This window comes from bacterium, assembly GCA_016873475.1.
Lineage (GTDB): Bacteria > Krumholzibacteriota > Krumholzibacteriia > JACNKJ01 > JACNKJ01 > VGXI01.
Map to the genome: position 1 here is coordinate 1 of VGXI01000015.1, position 15,293 is coordinate 15,293.

Genomic DNA, 15,293 nt, shown 5'->3' on the forward strand with positions numbered 1-15,293 from the left:
GGCTCCCAACAGGAGCGGGGCATCACCGTTACGTCCTCGAACTCCACGTGGGCGTTCTTGGGGCGATCCCCACCGCGGAGCGTCTGAACGAGGCGGATGATCTCACCCCGCTTCTCAAAGCCGGCTTCAATCAGCGCCACATAGACGATCTGGGAGAGCAGTGGATTCGTGGCGATGAACACGTGTCCACCGGGCACGAGAACACGCAGGGCCGCTCGAGCCCACGAGAGGAAGAAGTGGCCAAGCTGCCGCTTCTCCTTTCCGCCAAGTACGGTGAAGCGCGGCAGCGGACTTCGTTCGCAGCCATCCAGCGAAGGCGGGATCCTCCAGACGCCACCCTTTCCGCTGCGCAGCTTGGCCTTTTCCTCTTGCGTATACTCTCTGAGGCCATAGGGCGGATCCGTAACGATCGCGTGGATGGAATTCGGTCGCCGTTGCGCCAGCCACTCGAAGCAATCCGACCGCACGAGATCGTAGGAGGCCGGGGGAGTGATACCGAGTAAGGGCTGGTCCCTCGGGCTGCGGTCGCTGGTGCCCTGGGCTACTCCGGTTGCAGCCCCCCCCTCCCCAAGGGCCTGCTTGAGAACGGCAAGGGCCGCTTCGGGGTGACGAACCAGGATCTCTTGCAGCTCAGCGGGAACGTGCCCCGCCAGGATCAGCAGCGAGCTAGCTTCTGTCCGATAGGCCGCCGCGAGGCGCTTGACCATCCCCGCGGCAGGCCTCGCCTTGCCTGCCTCCAACCTGCAGATGTAACCCTTGGTGACGCCAAGCTGTCCAGCAAGGTAATCCTGTGTCCAGCCTCTGGCCGTGCGCTCGCGCTTGATCGCTGGGCCGAACTCGCCCACGTTTTCCAGCAACTCGCCCTTGCACTCGCGCTTCATGGCCTGCTTCATGGCTCGCAACCTATCATGGTTTACCAATCGGGTCAACCATGTTCTGGGAAGCCTACCCGCGTAGCATGAGGAGTGCCCTCCTGGCCCCTAGCTTCTGGGGGAGTGCTGCCTAGGAGGCGCGCGGCCGCGGCGGCCAGAGGCGCCCGCCGAGCAGCTGTCCCGCCACGGCGAAGACCAGCGACAGCAGCACGAAGCCGATGGACAGCCCGAGCAAGCGCCGCAGCAGGAAGGCGAAGGGAATCGGCGCGTGGATGGCGGCAAGCCAGCTCAGGCTGCCCTTGCGCGAGCGCGCGCGCCAGGCGCCCGCGGGCAGATTGAGCGCAAAGGCGCTGAGGGCGAGCAGGGTTGCGCGCAGCGCGAGCGGCAGGGCAGTCGCCGCGCTCACGCGATCTCCAGGGTGCCGGGCTCGCCGCGCTCGACGCTGCCGATGAGCGCGGCGTCCGCCACGCCGCCCGCGCGCAGCGCGGCCAGCAGAGCCGCCGCCTCCGCCTCGGCAACCGCGATCAGCAGACCGCCGCTGGTCTGCGCGTCGCAGGCGAGCCAGAGCCGCGCCTCGCCGACGCCTGCGCCGAGCGTGAGCAGCGGCTCAACCGCGCGGCGATTCGCGCGGCTGCCGCCGCAGAGCTGCTCCTTCCCCAGCATCGCCAGGGCGTGCGGGTAGGCGGGCAGCGCCGCGGCCTCGAGGCGCAGGCACAGTCCCGCGCCGCGGGCCATCTCGAGCGCGTGGCCGGCGAGCCCGTAACCGGTCACGTCGGTGAGCGCGTGCACGCCGCGCGTGGCCGGGCCCGCGCGATCGGCGGCGCCGTCCTCGACGAAGGCGTCCAGGATCTCCGCCGCGCGCTTGTTCAGCGTGCCCATGCCGGCGACGGCAGGCGCGACGTCGTCATCCGTCAGCTCGCCCTTGCCGCGGCCGGTGAAGAGCGTTGCCGTGCCCAGCGGCTTGGTGAGAATGAGCCGGTCGCCGACCCGCGCGCCGGCGTTCGTGAGGATGCGGCGCGGGTGGACCACACCGGTCACCGAGAGGCCGTACTTCAGCTCGGCGTCCTTGATCGTGTGCCCGCCGGCAAGGGCCGCGCCCGCTTCGCGGATCGCGTCGTAGCCGCCCTCGAGGATGCGCGCCAGCTCGCTCTTCGGCAGGCCCTTGGCCGGGAAGCAGCAGATGTTGAGCGCGGTGAGCGGCCGGCCGCCCATCGCGTAGACATCGCTCAGCGAGTTGGCGGCGGCGATGCGGCCGAAGGCGAAGGGGTCCTGGACGATCGGCGTGATGAAGTCCAGGGTCTGCACGAGCGCCAGCTCCAGCGAGAGACGATAAACCCCCGCGTCGTCCGAGGTCTCGAGACCCACGAGCAGGTTCTCGGCACGCTCGGCCTGGAAGTGGCGGATGATCTCGCGCAGGTCCTCCGGACCCATCTTGGCGCTTCAGCCACCGGCCGAAGCGAAGTCCGTGAGGCTGCAGCGCAGCCCCTCGTCGCTCACGGGCCCTCCTTCCCATTGCCTGTCACTGCGCAAGATACCGCAGCCGCCGGGCCTGTCAATCGGGGCATTGACAGGCCGCCGGCTCGGCCTTTCTTGTTTTCCAGATTCGGCGCTCCTTTTTCCAGGCCGGCAGAGGCGGGCGAGGATGGGCCATGGGCATTGAGCAGGACAGGATTCCCGAGGCCACGCTGCAGCGCCTGCCGCTCTATCTTTACCGCCTGCAGACCCTGCAGGCGGTGGGCGTGGGGCGGGTGAGCAGCCGGGCGCTCGCCGCCGAGCTGCGCATCAACTCCTCGCGGCTCAGGCAGGACTTCCACCACTTCGGCGGCTTCAGCCGTCCGGGCCAGACCTACGCGGTGGACCACCTTGTCGCCCGCCTGCGCGAGATCCTCGCCCTCGGCGCCCCCGTACAGTACGTGATCGCCGGGGCGGGCTACCTCGGCCAGGCGATCGCGGCCTATCCGCGCTTCGAGGAGGACGGCTTCCGCCTCGCGGGCATTTTCGACATCAATCCCAAGCTGATCGGCCTGCGCTTTCGCGGCGTGCCCGTGCAGGACATCGAGCTGCTGCCCGAGCTCGTCGCGCAGATGGGCGTGCGCCTGGGCGTCATCACTACCTCACCCGAGGCTGCGCAGAACGTGGCCGGGCTGATGGTGCGCGCGGGCATCACGGGCATCTGGAACTTCGCGCCTGTGAGCCTGCAACTGCCCGGCGGCGTGACCCTGCAGGATGAGTTCCTCACGGCGGGGCTGATGGCCCTTCACTACCGCATGCACGAGGCGGAGCGCCAGGGCGAGGAGTCGACCTGAACGAAAACCCCGGGGCAATCGCCCCGGGGCCGCCTTGCTACCCTTTGTGATCCTTGCCACAGGAGGAGCGGAATCCCTTCCGCTATACTCGCCTCCACCCGCTCGACTTGCTTCCCACGCCTGCGAGTATAGCAGGCCCGGGGCGAACAGGGCAAGCCGACTGCCCGCCCATCGTTTTCAATAGCAACGGGTTATGTTTCCGGTTCTTCCTCGGGGTTTCCCGTTGCGGTGCCCGCCGTGATGGCAGCCCTGCGCAGGGCCCCGGCCGGCGCCGCCGGCGCCCTACCTCACGAGCTCGACCCTGCGGTTCTTCGCCCTGCTCGCTTGGCTGCTGTTGTCGGCAATGGGCTTCGTCTGCCCGTAGCCGATCGCGCTCAGGCGCTTGGCCTCGATCCCCTGCGCGACCCCGGCGGCAACGACGGCCTTGGCCCGGCTCTCGGAGAGCTTCTGATTGGATGCGGCCGGCCTTGGCGAGCGCGTCCCGCATGGCGCCCGCCACCACTTGACCAGAGGGTCGTCCAAGATGATGTCCACTACCTGTTCATCGAGCAGCGGGATCTGCGCGGGCGCCACCTGGACGGTGATCTGGTGATCGTAGTCGTCGCCATACCAGTAGTGGAGCCAGATCGCATCGGTCCAGGGCTGGTTGAACGGCGGTTGGTTCTCCGCGTCCGGGCAGCCGAGGTCGGGCGTCAGCGTGAAGCGCAGCATGTCACCGACCGCGGGGCCACTGTCGCTGAAGTAGGAGTACGCATGGCTGAGGTTCGACCAGTTCCAGCGCAGCATCCCGTTCCAGTGGACCTGCATGACCGTGCAGTACTTCTGTAGCCACCCGTTGGGGTAGGGCGGCGTCCCGCCCTGATGTGGAGTCGAGCGCCGGTCGACGAGGTAGTTCATCGGCCCCACGAAGCCGACGCGCACCGTGTCGGCGGCGCTTCCGAACTGGGCAATGACGGTCGCGATGCCCGCCTCGTCGCTGGCCATCTGCACGATCGCCTGCCCGTCCCCATTGGTCATCGCATCGTTCGCCCCGACAAAGTGCCCGAGGTCCGCGCTGAAGAACACGGTCACTCCTACGAGGGGGTCGCCCGTCGGCTCGGTGGTGTCGTAGGTGGTCCATTCGCGCACCGTGGCCGTGAGGGTGACGTTCTCCCAGCCGACGTGCGCCTGCTCCGGATCCGCCGTCAGGATGACGCCCGCGGTGTCGAAGTCGATCAGGACCTCGTTCTCGCCGCAGTCGACGAAGCTCTCGATGAGGTGCGCGCTGAGTAGATCACCCGCTCCATCGTAGGCCAGCGCGGTCAGGAGCGGTCGGTCGAAGGTCTGGAAGCCATACCATGGCGTCGATCCTGTCGGGGGAATCGAGATCGGATCGGGCGTCGCGCCCGCGCCGGCCGCCGAGATGTCGATGCGCGCGGTCCCGACTGGCACCTCGATCGGCACGAGCTTCAGCCAGCCGAAGCCGATCGCGGTGGTGCCGCCTTCGCAGTGCAGCTCGAGGCTATCCGCGGCGTAAACGCCCAGCGCCTGCCCGCCGCCGGCGGCCTCCACGCGCAGGGACGCGATACCGGGAACCAGCTCCGTGAAGCTCATGTCCGCCAGCCAGCGCAGCTCGTGCACCGGCACAATGGTGGGATCCTCGTAGACGAAGTCGCAGAACGCGTGCGTGGCGCCCGGCGGTGTGCAGCCCGCGAGCACGGTCAAGGTGATAGCGGCAGCGCAGGGGCAGAGCGCGAGTTCCGTCGGCCCGCCACCCAGTTCCAGGTCGTAGTACCCGGCGGCGAGGGTTGTGCTGGCGGCATCGCGGGCCTTGAGCGAGATCTCGCCGCCGTAGGGAGGCAGGGGCGGCAACACCAACTCCCCCCCGGGGAAGAAGTCGAAGGTCTGGTCGTAGGCGGGACAGTCGTCGAAGGTGATCGACACGTCGTAGTAGAGGGTGCCCGGCGGCAGGCAGTCGAAGGGCGCGCTGACGGAGGCCACGGCGGGCAGGTAGACATTCGCCTTCTCGCTGCCGCCGAAGTAGGAGTCGTAACCAAGGTACACGGTCTCGGCCAGACCCTGGTCGCGGAGCAGCGCCACCGCATCCGCGTCGGACCGCGCGCCCTCCTCGCCCATCAGGTTCGCGATGAGTTGCACGAGCGCCTGGCGGACGTCCCAGGGATTGACGAGACTGGACCAACCGCCAACAGTGCCCGCACCGGCGGCGTCGATGCCCTGAACGACCTCATCGTGCCGACTCACTTGGGCGATGAAGTGGACGATGGCGCCTTCGTCCACCTGGATCTTCTCGGCGAGGAGATCGCCCCGGATGAAGACCTGCGGCTGGTATTCGCCGGTCACGAAGTTGTAGTACTCGCTGTTGATCAGGCGACCGGCGGCCAACCAGTCCTCGTACTCCGCCCAGCGCGCCGGCGTCACGTACGTCTGGTAGCCGTCCGTGTAGTTGCCGCCGCGGAAGCACTGGAGCATGAAGTGCCGGACCCCGGCGGCGTCCTTGACGTACCCGCCATTGCCGATGAAGACGACGATGCCGTAGCCGCGCTGGTCGAGGATGCTCTCCGGCGTGAAGCTGGGATCGACGGGGCCGGCAGGCAGGCTGATGTCGATGTCCGCCGCGTCCCACCCGAGAGCAACGAGCTCCGCCTCGATCTCCTGGGTAAGCGGCTGCATGGCGTCGTTGGTGGCGTTGCTCGGCGCTACGACGTGGATGCGCAGGGTGGGCGGGAACTCGATGCTGCCGCAGCTCGTCCGCGCGGTCATTCCATCGCCGCCGCCGGCACCGATTCGCGGTACGCGCGCTGGCGCGCCGGGAGCGGCACTACCGGGAGCGGCCGCGGCCCGCTGGCCGACGGACCGGCCCGCGCTCGCGGCGGCCGCCCGCGGAGCGATCTTGGGGGGGGCCGCGTCGAACACCTCGTCGGTGATCAGCAGCGCCGGCGCGCCATCCACGAAGCGAACCTGCACCGTGCTGCTGTCGTCGTTCAGCCAGGCCGCATCCACGCGGGGCCAGTTCGCGTTCAGTTCCGCGAGCAGCGCGAGCCGGGCCGCCTGCGCGTCCCCCGCCTGGCGCAGCTCGGCGTAGCGCATCGCCGCCGAATCGAGGGCTGCCGCATCGAGGGGTGGCAGCGCGATCGCGCCGTCCGGCCAGGCGGGCTCCTCGTCGGGATTCCCGTCATCGCCCGGCCCCGTCGAGCTGCCCCCGCACCCGAAGGGCGCCGCGAGCGCCGCCCAGAGCCCCAGCACTGTCGCCGCCAAGACGCACCATCGCCGCATCTCGCACCTCCCTCTCGAAAGCCCCTCGCCACATCTCAACGGCAGCAGTCTAGGCGGTGGGTGTTACGCGCCCGTTACGCGGCGCCGGCCATGCGCGGACGCTGCTGCACGCGCCGGTTTCCAGCTCGGGCGCGGCAATGCCGAGGTCACGCGGGCGACTGCCCAGGGTCGATTCGGCGTTGCGGGCCTGCGCGCAGCCTGTCCGAATCGTCACCGCGTCAGCACCAGCTTGCGCACCCGGCGCTCGCCCCCGGCCCGCAGCTCGCAGAGGTAGAGCCCGCTGGACAGCTCGCGGCCGGCCGCGTCCCGGCCGTTGAAGGTATGCCCGGCAGGTTACCGGTCATTCGGCAGCGCTCTACGATGGGATCGGCGCCACCGTTGATGTCCAGGCCACCGCCGTAGCCGTTGCTGGGATCGCCCTCGCTCGTGGCGTCGCCGCCGCTGAGCGTGAAGCCGCGCAGGGTCGTGGCTGCCGTGACCGCGCTGCCCGTGATCGTCATCACCCGGCAGGTGGCGTCGGCGGCGATGATGCACTGGCTCGAATCCGGCAGCGCCGTATCCCAGCTCGTGTGCGTGCCGTCGTCCGAACCTAGGCAGCGATTGCCGTTCAGCCCCAGGTCGTCGGTGACGAGGTAGAGGCCGTACTTCACCAGGATGGTGTCGCCCGCCGCCGCGTCGGCACTGGCGCTCGCCAAAGATGGGAACCGCGAGAGGCGCCGCCGTCACAATTCGCCGGGAACCGACTTGAGAATGCGGACCTAGAGGGTTCATACTATGGAGGTCTCCCGTGGCCGCACCTGGGCCGCGGGCTGCGAGCCCCTCCAGCGCCACCCGGACGCCATTGATGCCGATCTACCGCCTCGCCATCCGGATCGCCCTCGGCGCCCTCGCCCTCTGGCTCGGCCTGTGGCCGGCCTGTGACGCCGTGACCGGCCTGGCCGCGCGCAGCCAAATCGCGCTGCCCCAGGTCGCCGCCGAGCCGAGCGGTTGCTGCAGCGAGGAGCCGCCTGCCGAGCCGACCTGTGCCGCGGCCGCGAGGCACTGCGCGGCTGCGGAAGCGGCGCCGCCCGGGGCGGGCTGCGCGCATGCCAAGACCACCGGTCCTGATGCCGAGGGTGCCTGCACCGGCACGAAGGCCGCGCGCTGCGGGCAGTGCTTCTGCCTTGGCGGGCTGGTCCTCTTCGCCACGGTCTGTTTGACCATCGATCCCGACCTTGCGCCCGTCGGCACCCTGCCCGCCGCCAGCGAGGCGAGCGCATCTCGTCATCCGCGACCCCTGCTGCGCCCGCCGATTGTCCCGCCTCCTATTGCCGCCTGATCCGCGTGCCCTGCACGCCACCCCAACACCCTTGAATCGGGAGATCGATCATGATGAATCGGAAGACCCTGCTCGCCATCCTGGCAGCGCTGACTCTCACCCTGCTCGGCGCGTCCATTGGCCTGGCCGACGAGAAGCCCACCCCGCCCGCTCAGGCCAAGGGCTGCAGTCCCGCCTGCGCGGCCAAGTGCGGGAGCGCGGCGGGTGCTACCGCGACCGTCGCGGCCGCCGAGCCCGTGTCCGGGCACGCGGCCCACGCGGAAGCCTGCGCCAAGGCCTGCGCCGAGGCTTGTGCCAAGCACTGCAAGGCTGGCGACGCCAAGGCCTGTGCCGAGGCCTGTGCCAAGGCTCACGCCGAGGCCTGCGCCAAGCACGGCATGACCGGCGATGCCAAGGCCTGCGCCGAGGCCTGCGCCAAGGCTCACGCCGAGAATTGCGCCAAGCTCTGCAAGACCGGCGACGCCCAGGCCTGCGCTGCCGCTTGCACCAAGGCGCATGCCAAGGCCTGCGGCAAGCACGGCATGGCAGGCAAGTCCGCCTGCGGCAAGCTCAGCCCGAAGGACAGGAGTGCCGGCCTGACGCCGAAGCGGTAGCCGGAGGGCTCGCTGCGAATCAGTGGCGCCCGCGGGTCTCGCCCGCGGGCGCTTTCCGTTGCGGAGTCCTCGGCTGGAAGGTCCTCGGCTTGCGACATGGCATGGGCTCGCCGGGAGGGGGCGAAGATGGCCTGGACGAAGCCTGCCGTGCCGCTGCTCCTCGTCGCCTTCGCCATGGGCCTGTCCTCGGGGGCGCTGCCGACCTGTGAGCGCCGGCTCATCCCCGGCTCCTGCACGATCTTCTGCGTCGCGAAAGGGCAGGCCGTCCTCTTCGGCAACAACGAGGACTGGCGCAATCCCAAGACCTTCGTCTGGCTGGTCCCGGCGTTTCCTACCGGATCAAGGCCGGGCGCTGTGGCGCAGCTTACTGCGGCTTGCCCCGCACCTCCTACTTCTTGGCGGTGACGCAGGCCGGACAGGCAACCTGCCCCATGAGGTTGAACGCGATGGCGGACCGACAGCCCACCAGCCGGGCGCCCGCGCTCCCGTACCTCACGTTCACAAGGTCGCCTGGCGAGAGGCAGATTCGACGCGGCCGCTGCTTGACACGCCGAGCCGCTCACGGACGGCGCACAGGGGGGCCTCATCGCCGGAGCGCAGCCTCGATCGCGGCCCGCAGGTCGGGCGGGGGCGAGAGCGCGAGCGCCGCCTCGAGCGCCGCGCGGGCCTCCGTGTGGTCGCCCCGCGCAGCGAGCGCCTCGCCGAGCGCATAGGAAAGGAATGGATCGCCGGGATGGCGGCGCGCGGCGGCCCGACAGGCGGCGATCAGCGCCTCCGGATCGCGCTGCCGCGACAGCGCCTGCAGGTAGAAGTGCCGCGCCAGATCACCTCCGGGCGGCTGGGCCTGGGCGCGGGCGAAAGCCTCGAGGGCGCTTTCCAGGTTTCCGCTATCCATCTGCGCCAGAGCCTCGGAAACCAGGTAGCGTGGGTTCGGTGAGGCGGCATATGCGCTGCGCAGGGCAGCAATCTCCCCCTGCAGATCGCCGCGGCGACGGTGATGCATGGAGAGTAACTCATAGCAGTAGCCGGCGCCCATCTCGTCGTAGGCGAGTGAGCGCTCGTAGCGCTGCACCGATCGCTCGGCGTGCGCGTTCACGCCGATCCAGGGCAGAACGATGCCCGCGGCCAGCCCCAAGCTCGCAGCGGTGACGCGGCCCAGCGTTTCGCGGCTGGCCGGCTCTGCAGCCCGGCGGCGCAGCCAGGCGAGCGCGGGCGCTGCAAGGCCGAGTGCCGGTAGCGCAAAGAGGTCCCAATCGCGCGTCATGCCCAGCGCGGGCCGAAAGAGGAGCAAGAAGAGCAGGCAGGGCAGCGCAAGTGATCCGGTGAAAGACCCCAGGCGTCGCCAGGCCGCGACATCCGCGCCGTTCAGCGCTGGGCCAGCGGGTGAATCCGCAGTTCCGGCGCGCCGATGCAGCATGAGGCTGGCGCACATCAGCACCGGCGCCCAGGGCAGGACGAGCAGGAGCTGATTGGCGACGTCGGCACCGTGCGCGGCCGAGAGGAGGCCGTACTCCGACTCCCCACCCTGGAGGCCCAGCAGGTGCTTGCTCGATGGAGAAGCCGAATAGAGCGCGGCGAGGGCCGCGAGAGACGCGGCCCCGACGGCGGCCTGCGCCCAGCGCAGGCCCCGGGGGCTGAGCCGCATGCGTGTTGCAGCGAAGAGGATCACTGCCGAAGGAAGCAGCAAGAGCGCCTGCAAGTGCATGCCGATCGCGAGCAGTACGGCGCCCAAAGCTGGCCAGGGCGATCCGCCTCCGCGTATCGCCTTCGCCGCGCTCACGGCGTAGACTGCCGCGCAGAGCAGCATCGCCGTGTAGGTCTCGACGTAGCCGCAGAACAGCACGAGGGCTCCAGTGAGCGCCGTCGAGATCTGGATGCTTCCGCCTTCGTGTCCCGCCGCGGCGGCGCGGCGAGCCTCGGCAAGCAGCAGGGCGATGAGCAGTCCGCCGAGCAGCGCGTGCAGAGCCTGCCAGCCGAGGATCGCGTCGTCCAGACCCAGGAGCTGCGCGCCCTTGCCGGCGGCGTAGGCAAGGACCGTGGTCAGCGGAGCCAGCGAAGCGCGCAGCCCGTACTGGAGCGTGGAAAGGAGCGTCGTATCGGGGCTGCTGACGAGCTCCCGCAGCAGCGCCGCCTGGAACTGCCCGTCGCCCAGCAGCAGCGTCGACGAGCGCAGGCTCCAGAAGAGCAGGGTGGCCGCGAGGGCTCCCAGGGGGACGATCGCGCGCCCCGCCAGCGGTCTTGCAGCGGAGAAGGACACCATGCGGTTCCAGGCAGCGGACAGCGCACGGCTTGCCCGTGGATGCATGAGCAGGGCGATCCCCACTAGCGTGGCAGCGCGAAGCCAGGGTGGATAGTAGGCGAGATGGTCGATCCCCCATAGCCGCGCCTCCGGCAGGAAGGACGCGACCGCGAGGATCGCCAGGAGCGTCGCCTGGGGAAGCAGGATGGACCGCGGCGGCGGATTGTGGGGCAGTCTCACGGCCAGTGGTGCGCTGCGCCAGAGACGCCATCGAAGCCCAGCGCCGCGAGAAGCGATTCGCGGTCCTCGCGCAGGATGCCGCGCAGCACGGATGAGCGCTTCAAAGCCACTGTCGGTGCCGTGTGCCGGGCCATGACTCCGCCCTCTTGATCTCCTGGATCGCTTCGATGATGCGCCGGCCTCGCACACCTGTCAACGCGAGCGGTGAGGCGAGCGTGCTGGCATGTGAGGGCCTCAGGCCGCTTCAGGCACCGCCGGCGCCGTCAGTGAGGGTGAGCAGGATCTCATCGCGACCCCGGAGCTCCAGCACGCCCGCGCCGCGCAGGGCACCCGCGGCCAAGTCGGCAAGCGCTTCGTTGGCGTCCGTCAACGGGTAGGCCTGCACGTCCGGCCGCAGGGGGATCGCCGCCGCCAGGGCGAGCAACTCGCGGGCGTCCTGCGCCGTGAAGTTGGCCACCGAGCGGAGAGCGCGCTCGCCGTAGAGCAGGCGATAGGGTAGCTCGGTGATCGGGCTCATGTGGATGCCCGCCAGGGCCTGCACGCCGCCGGGGCGCAGCAGCGCCAGCGCCGGCGCCACCGTGCCGCCGGCGGGCGTGAAGTTGATGAGCCCGTCCAGCGGCCAGGGCGGCTGCGCGCCGAATTCGCCGGCCCAGTCGGCGCCGAGCGCGAGCGCGTGCCGGCGCTGCGCCTCGCGCCGGCTGATCACCGCCACCTGCAGGCCCTGGTGCCGCGCGACCTGCAGCGTGAGATGTGCCGAGGCCCCGAAGCCGACCAGACCGAGCCGCCCGCCGCGTTCCACGCCGCTGAGCCTCAGCGCACGATAGCCGATGATCCCCGCGCAGAGCAGCGGCGCGGCGTGCAGATCGTCGAGCGCATCCGGCAGGGCGTGGCAGGCGACGGCCGGCACGACGAGCTGCTCGGCGAAGCCGCCGTCCAGGTGGAAGCCCGTGAAGCGCGCCGCCTCGCAGAGGTTCTCGCGGCCCGCGCGGCAGGCCTCACAGCGCCCGCAGTTCGCGGCCAGCCAGCCCACGCCCACACGGGCCCCGAGCGCAGGCGTCGTCACCCCCGGGGGGCGCGCCGCCAAGCGCCCAACCACCTGATGCCCCGGCACGAGCGGCAGCCGTGGCGGCGCGAGGTCGCCCTCGACGATGTGCAGATCCGTGTGACAGATCCCGCAGGCGCTCACCGCAATGGCGACCTCGCCGGGCCCCGGCGCGCGCAGCTCGCGCTCCTCCAGGCGCAACGGATGGCTCCCGATGGGCGCTTGCCGGTGCAGGACGAGCGCTTTCACGGCGACATCTTCCTGCGATCGGCGCCATCGGTGCGTTCGGTGCGGGCTGCCTCGACGTCGAAGGTCAGGTCGTGCCGGCCGATGCCGGTGGCGAGCTGCTGCAGGCGACCCGCCGGGTCGAAACGGAACTGGCCGAAGGCGCGGCGCTTGCGCTCGGCCTCGCCCGTGGTGACGGTCTCCAGGCGATAGCGATAGGTCCAGGTCTCGCTGTCCGCGTCCTGGACGCGCTCGGTCGGCGCGCCGAGGATGCTGTCCACCCCGGCGCGATCGGGCAGGCCGGCGGCGAGCTGCTCGCGCGCCAGGCGCGCCCGCGCCCGCCGCTCACGGCGGTCGAGCTCGGCGCCGCCGAGCGCGCTGAGCAGGGCGCTCAGGCCGTCCTCCGGATAGAGTTGCGTGAACTGCGCCGGGAATTCGACGCGCGCGAGGCGATCCTCCGCAAAGCCCAGCCGGTAGACCAGCGGCGCCGAGCCGTCCGGCGGCTCCTTGTGGAAGGCGTAGACCCACCACTCGACCCCGGCCGTCTGCTCGCGGCGACTGGGCTCGACCTCCATCAGGCCGTCCACGTCCTCGTCGCTCAGCAGCGGGTGCAGGCTGACCAGGGTGTAGCTGCTGCCGCTCTCCACGCTGAAGTTGGCCGAGAAATCGCCGAGCTGCTGCTTGAACTGGAAAAGGCGCCAGTAGACGCAGCCGGCGATGGCCAGGACGCCGATCGCCAGGAGGGTTGCCAGTATCCGGCGCTGTCCGATCATGGTGGCCAAGGGTGTATCGCTCCTTGGGCAGAGTAGCAGAGGCGTCCGGCGCCTGTCCAGGCGGCCCGCGACCGGCCTTCGCTAGCCCCGGTGGGGCCGGCGCCGGCGCCGGCGCCTTAGTCCTCAAGTTCTCCGGGCTTCCGGCCGATTATTGCGTTGCTGACAATCGCGCGCCGCCATGGACAGGGAGCGCCCCCCGGGGAGGCCCAGCAAGGATGCCAAGGAAGGTCAAGGATACGGTAGGCGGCAAGGAAGTCGCTCGCGAGATCCTGCTTCAGCTCGCCGAGAGCACGGCGGGGCTTACCGGCGAGGCATTCTTCGAGGGGCTCACGCGGCAACTCGCCCAGGTGCTCGGCGTTCGCTACGCCTGCATCACCGAGCAACTGCTCGCCACTCCCGATACCCTGCGCACGCTCTCCTTCTGGGGCGGCGAGAGCTGGCTCACGAACTTCGACTACGCACTGCGCCTCACGCCCTGCGCTGAGGTGGTGTCCGCGGGCCGCTACTTCTGCCCCCGCAACACGCAGGCCCGCTTCCCGGAAGACAGAGACCTCTCGCAACTGCACATCGAGTCCTACTTTGGCCTGCGCCTTTGCGCCCGCGACGGCAGCACGCTCGGCCACCTCTGCGTGATGGATGTACAGCCGATGGATGACGAGCGCTGGCTCACCTCCATCCTCGAGGTCTTCGCCGCGCGCGCGGCCGCCGAGATCGAGCGCCTGCGCGCGGACCATGCGATGCGCGAGAGCGAGCAGCGCTTCCGCCAGCTCGCCGAGAACCTGCCCGGCATCGTCTTCTCCTACCTCAAGGACGCTGCCGGCCATCGCCAGTTGCGCTACCTCGGCCCCGGCGCTCGCCGCCTGCTCGGCGAGGAGCTTCACGCGCAGGTCGCGACGAACATCGACATGCTCTTCGAGAGTATCCTTCCCGAGGATCGGGCGGCGCTGCTGGCGGAGTCCGACCTCGCCGCCGAGCAGCAGTTGCTGCTGCACCGCGAGTTCCGGGCCCAGCTGCCCGACGGCAAGCATTGGTTCGAGGTCTTCGCGCGCTCCACGCCGCAGGACGAGGCCGGCCAGCTCTGGACCGGCACGGTATTCGACATCAGCGCGCGCAAGGAAGCCGAGGCGCAACTGCGCGAATACTCACGCGCGCTCGAGGAGAGCAACGCAACGCTGCAGGAAGTCAGCGAGAAGGCCCGCGCCGCCACGCGCACCAAGACCGAGTTCCTCGCCAACATGAGCCACGAGATCCGCACGCCGATGACGGCGATCCTCGGCTATGCGGACATCCTCGGCGAGCGCATCGAGGACCCCGAGGACCGCGAGGCGCTGGGCATCATCCGCGAGCACGGGCGCTACCTGCTGCAGATCATCAACGACATCCTCGACCTGTCGACGATCGAGGCCGGACGGCTCGAGCTGAACTTCCGTCGGGTCTCTGTCTTCCAGCTCCTCCACCACGTGCAGGAACTGATGCGCGTGCGCGCCCACGAGAAGGGCCTCTCGCTCACGGTCGAGTACCCCGAGCGGATGCCGGCCGTCGTGCGCACCGATCCCGTGCGCCTGCGCCAGATCCTGATCAACCTGCTCAGCAATGCGATCAAGTTCACCGAGCGGGGCGGCGTGCGCATCCGGGTCGAGTACCACGACCATCCCGGCCTGCCCGTGCTGGAGTTCGAGATCCGCGACACGGGCGTCGGCATGAGCGAGGCCAAGCTCGCCGCGCTCTTCGAGCCCTTCACGCAGGTGGACGGCACCGCGCGCCGCCGCTACGGCGGCGCGGGCCTCGGCCTGTCGATCAGCCGTCGCCTGGCGGAGATGCTCGGCGGGACGATCAGCGTCGAGAGCCAGGAGGGCAAGGGCAGCAGCTTCCGCGTCGTCGTGGCCACCGGGCTCATGGACGACCTGCGCATGATCAGTGCCGAGGAGGGCCTCGCCTTCCTGAAGGCGCCCGAGGAGCCGCTGATGGGCCCCGAGCGCCTGAACCTGCGCATCCTGCTCGCCGAGGACAACCGCACCAACCAGCGCCTCGTGCGCCACGTGCTCGAGAAGCTGGGCGCCTGGGTGGGCGTCGCCGAGAACGGCCGCGAGGCCGTCGACACGGCGCTGGCCGCCCGCGAGCGCGGCGAGGCCTACGACATCATCCTCATGGACATCCAGATGCCGGGGATGGACGGGCACGCCGCCGCGCGCGAGCTGCGCCGCTGCGGCTACGAGGGCCCGATCATCGCGCTCACTGCGCACGCGATGGAGCGCGACCGCGAGGCCGCGCTCGAGGCCGGCTGCAACGACCACTGCACGAAGCCGATCGATCGCCATCAGCTGGTGGCGGCGATCCTCACGCAGGTTGCCCGCCAGAACGCGCCCCAGAAGCGCGCCTGACGGGCCGGCGCCCGGCGCCCCGCGCCGGGCT

Annotated in this window: 13 protein-coding genes; 5 read left to right on the plus strand and 8 right to left on the minus strand. The window is 70.2% G+C overall.

What is annotated here, in order from left to right; genetic code table 11:
- From FJ251_02655 to selD, 3 genes are all read right to left on the minus strand, one after another.
- A partial coding sequence (locus FJ251_02655; protein MBM4116628.1) for a helix-turn-helix domain-containing protein occupies positions 1-893 on the minus strand: 893 nt, incomplete at its 3' end.
- 109 nt (positions 894-1,002) lie between these two features.
- Positions 1,003-1,260 (minus strand): hypothetical protein, encoded by a 258-nt coding sequence (locus FJ251_02660; protein ID MBM4116629.1) that lies wholly within the window; start codon positions 1,258-1,260, stop codon positions 1,003-1,005.
- 14 nt (positions 1,261-1,274) lie between these two features.
- On the minus strand, positions 1,275-2,303 hold the full coding sequence (gene selD / locus FJ251_02665; GenBank protein ID MBM4116630.1) for a selenide, water dikinase SelD: 1,029 nt from the start codon (positions 2,301-2,303) through the stop codon (positions 1,275-1,277).
- Positions 2,304-2,521: 218 nt separating this feature from the next.
- Between selD and FJ251_02670 the strand changes: the two genes are divergently transcribed.
- Positions 2,522-3,178 carry a redox-sensing transcriptional repressor Rex gene (locus FJ251_02670; protein MBM4116631.1) on the plus strand — a complete coding sequence of 219 codons (657 nt, stop codon included), beginning with the start codon at positions 2,522-2,524 and terminating at the stop codon, positions 3,176-3,178.
- A gap of 282 nt (positions 3,179-3,460) precedes the next feature.
- On the opposite strand, the gene FJ251_02675 is transcribed toward FJ251_02670, so the two are convergent.
- Positions 3,461-4,195, minus strand: a complete 735-nt coding sequence (locus FJ251_02675; GenBank protein ID MBM4116632.1) for an OmpA family protein — start codon at positions 4,193-4,195, stop codon at positions 3,461-3,463.
- A gap of 2,474 nt (positions 4,196-6,669) precedes the next feature.
- A complete protein-coding gene (locus FJ251_02680) occupies positions 6,670-7,146 on the minus strand; it encodes a hypothetical protein (protein MBM4116633.1) in 477 nt (158 codons plus the stop codon).
- Between the two features lie 149 nt (positions 7,147-7,295).
- On the opposite strand from FJ251_02680, the gene FJ251_02685 reads away from it, so the two are divergent.
- The 3 genes from FJ251_02685 to FJ251_02695 all read left to right on the plus strand — a co-directional run bounded on the left by FJ251_02685 (position 7,296) and on the right by FJ251_02695 (position 8,767).
- Positions 7,296-7,769, plus strand: a complete 474-nt coding sequence (locus FJ251_02685) for a hypothetical protein (GenBank protein ID MBM4116634.1) — start codon at positions 7,296-7,298, stop codon at positions 7,767-7,769.
- Positions 7,770-7,819: 50 nt separating this feature from the next.
- Positions 7,820-8,362 carry a hypothetical protein gene (locus tag FJ251_02690; GenBank protein ID MBM4116635.1) on the plus strand — a complete coding sequence of 181 codons (543 nt, stop codon included), beginning with the start codon at positions 7,820-7,822 and terminating at the stop codon, positions 8,360-8,362.
- 126 nt (positions 8,363-8,488) lie between these two features.
- Positions 8,489-8,767 carry a hypothetical protein gene (locus FJ251_02695; GenBank protein ID MBM4116636.1) on the plus strand — a complete coding sequence of 93 codons (279 nt, stop codon included), beginning with the start codon at positions 8,489-8,491 and terminating at the stop codon, positions 8,765-8,767.
- 178 nt (positions 8,768-8,945) lie between these two features.
- On the opposite strand, the gene FJ251_02700 is transcribed toward FJ251_02695, so the two are convergent.
- From FJ251_02700 to FJ251_02710, 3 genes are all read right to left on the minus strand, one after another.
- Positions 8,946-10,841: a hypothetical protein gene (locus FJ251_02700; GenBank protein MBM4116637.1), complete on the minus strand. Its 1,896-nt coding sequence runs from the start codon at positions 10,839-10,841 to the stop codon at positions 8,946-8,948.
- A gap of 244 nt (positions 10,842-11,085) precedes the next feature.
- Positions 11,086-12,132 (minus strand): zinc-binding alcohol dehydrogenase family protein, encoded by a 1,047-nt coding sequence (locus FJ251_02705; GenBank protein MBM4116638.1) that lies wholly within the window; start codon positions 12,130-12,132, stop codon positions 11,086-11,088.
- On the minus strand, positions 12,129-12,890 hold the full coding sequence (locus FJ251_02710; GenBank protein MBM4116639.1) for a hypothetical protein: 762 nt from the start codon (positions 12,888-12,890) through the stop codon (positions 12,129-12,131). The genes FJ251_02705 and FJ251_02710 overlap by 4 nt, the downstream gene beginning before the upstream one ends.
- Positions 12,891-13,096: 206 nt before the next feature.
- Between FJ251_02710 and FJ251_02715 the strand changes: the two genes are divergently transcribed.
- A complete protein-coding gene (locus FJ251_02715; protein ID MBM4116640.1) occupies positions 13,097-15,262 on the plus strand; it encodes a response regulator in 2,166 nt (721 codons plus the stop codon).
- Positions 15,263-15,293: the final 31 nt, after the last annotated feature.

Bases quoted from the DNA above. Each gene is read 5' to 3' on its own strand.
- FJ251_02715 (MBM4116640.1), top strand. From the start codon at position 13,097: ATGCCAAGGAAGGTCAAGGATACGGTAGGCGGCAAGGAAGTCGCTCGC.
- FJ251_02670 (MBM4116631.1), top strand. From the start codon at position 2,522: ATGGGCATTGAGCAGGACAGGATTCCCGAGGCCACGCTGCAGCGCCTG.
- FJ251_02690 (MBM4116635.1), top strand. From the start codon at position 7,820: ATGATGAATCGGAAGACCCTGCTCGCCATCCTGGCAGCGCTGACTCTC.
- FJ251_02675 (MBM4116632.1), bottom strand. From the start codon at position 4,195: ATGACCAATGGGGACGGGCAGGCGATCGTGCAGATGGCCAGCGACGAG.
- selD (MBM4116630.1), bottom strand. From the start codon at position 2,303: ATGGGTCCGGAGGACCTGCGCGAGATCATCCGCCACTTCCAGGCCGAG.
- FJ251_02685 (MBM4116634.1), top strand. From the start codon at position 7,296: ATGCCGATCTACCGCCTCGCCATCCGGATCGCCCTCGGCGCCCTCGCC.
- FJ251_02695 (MBM4116636.1), top strand. From the start codon at position 8,489: ATGGCCTGGACGAAGCCTGCCGTGCCGCTGCTCCTCGTCGCCTTCGCC.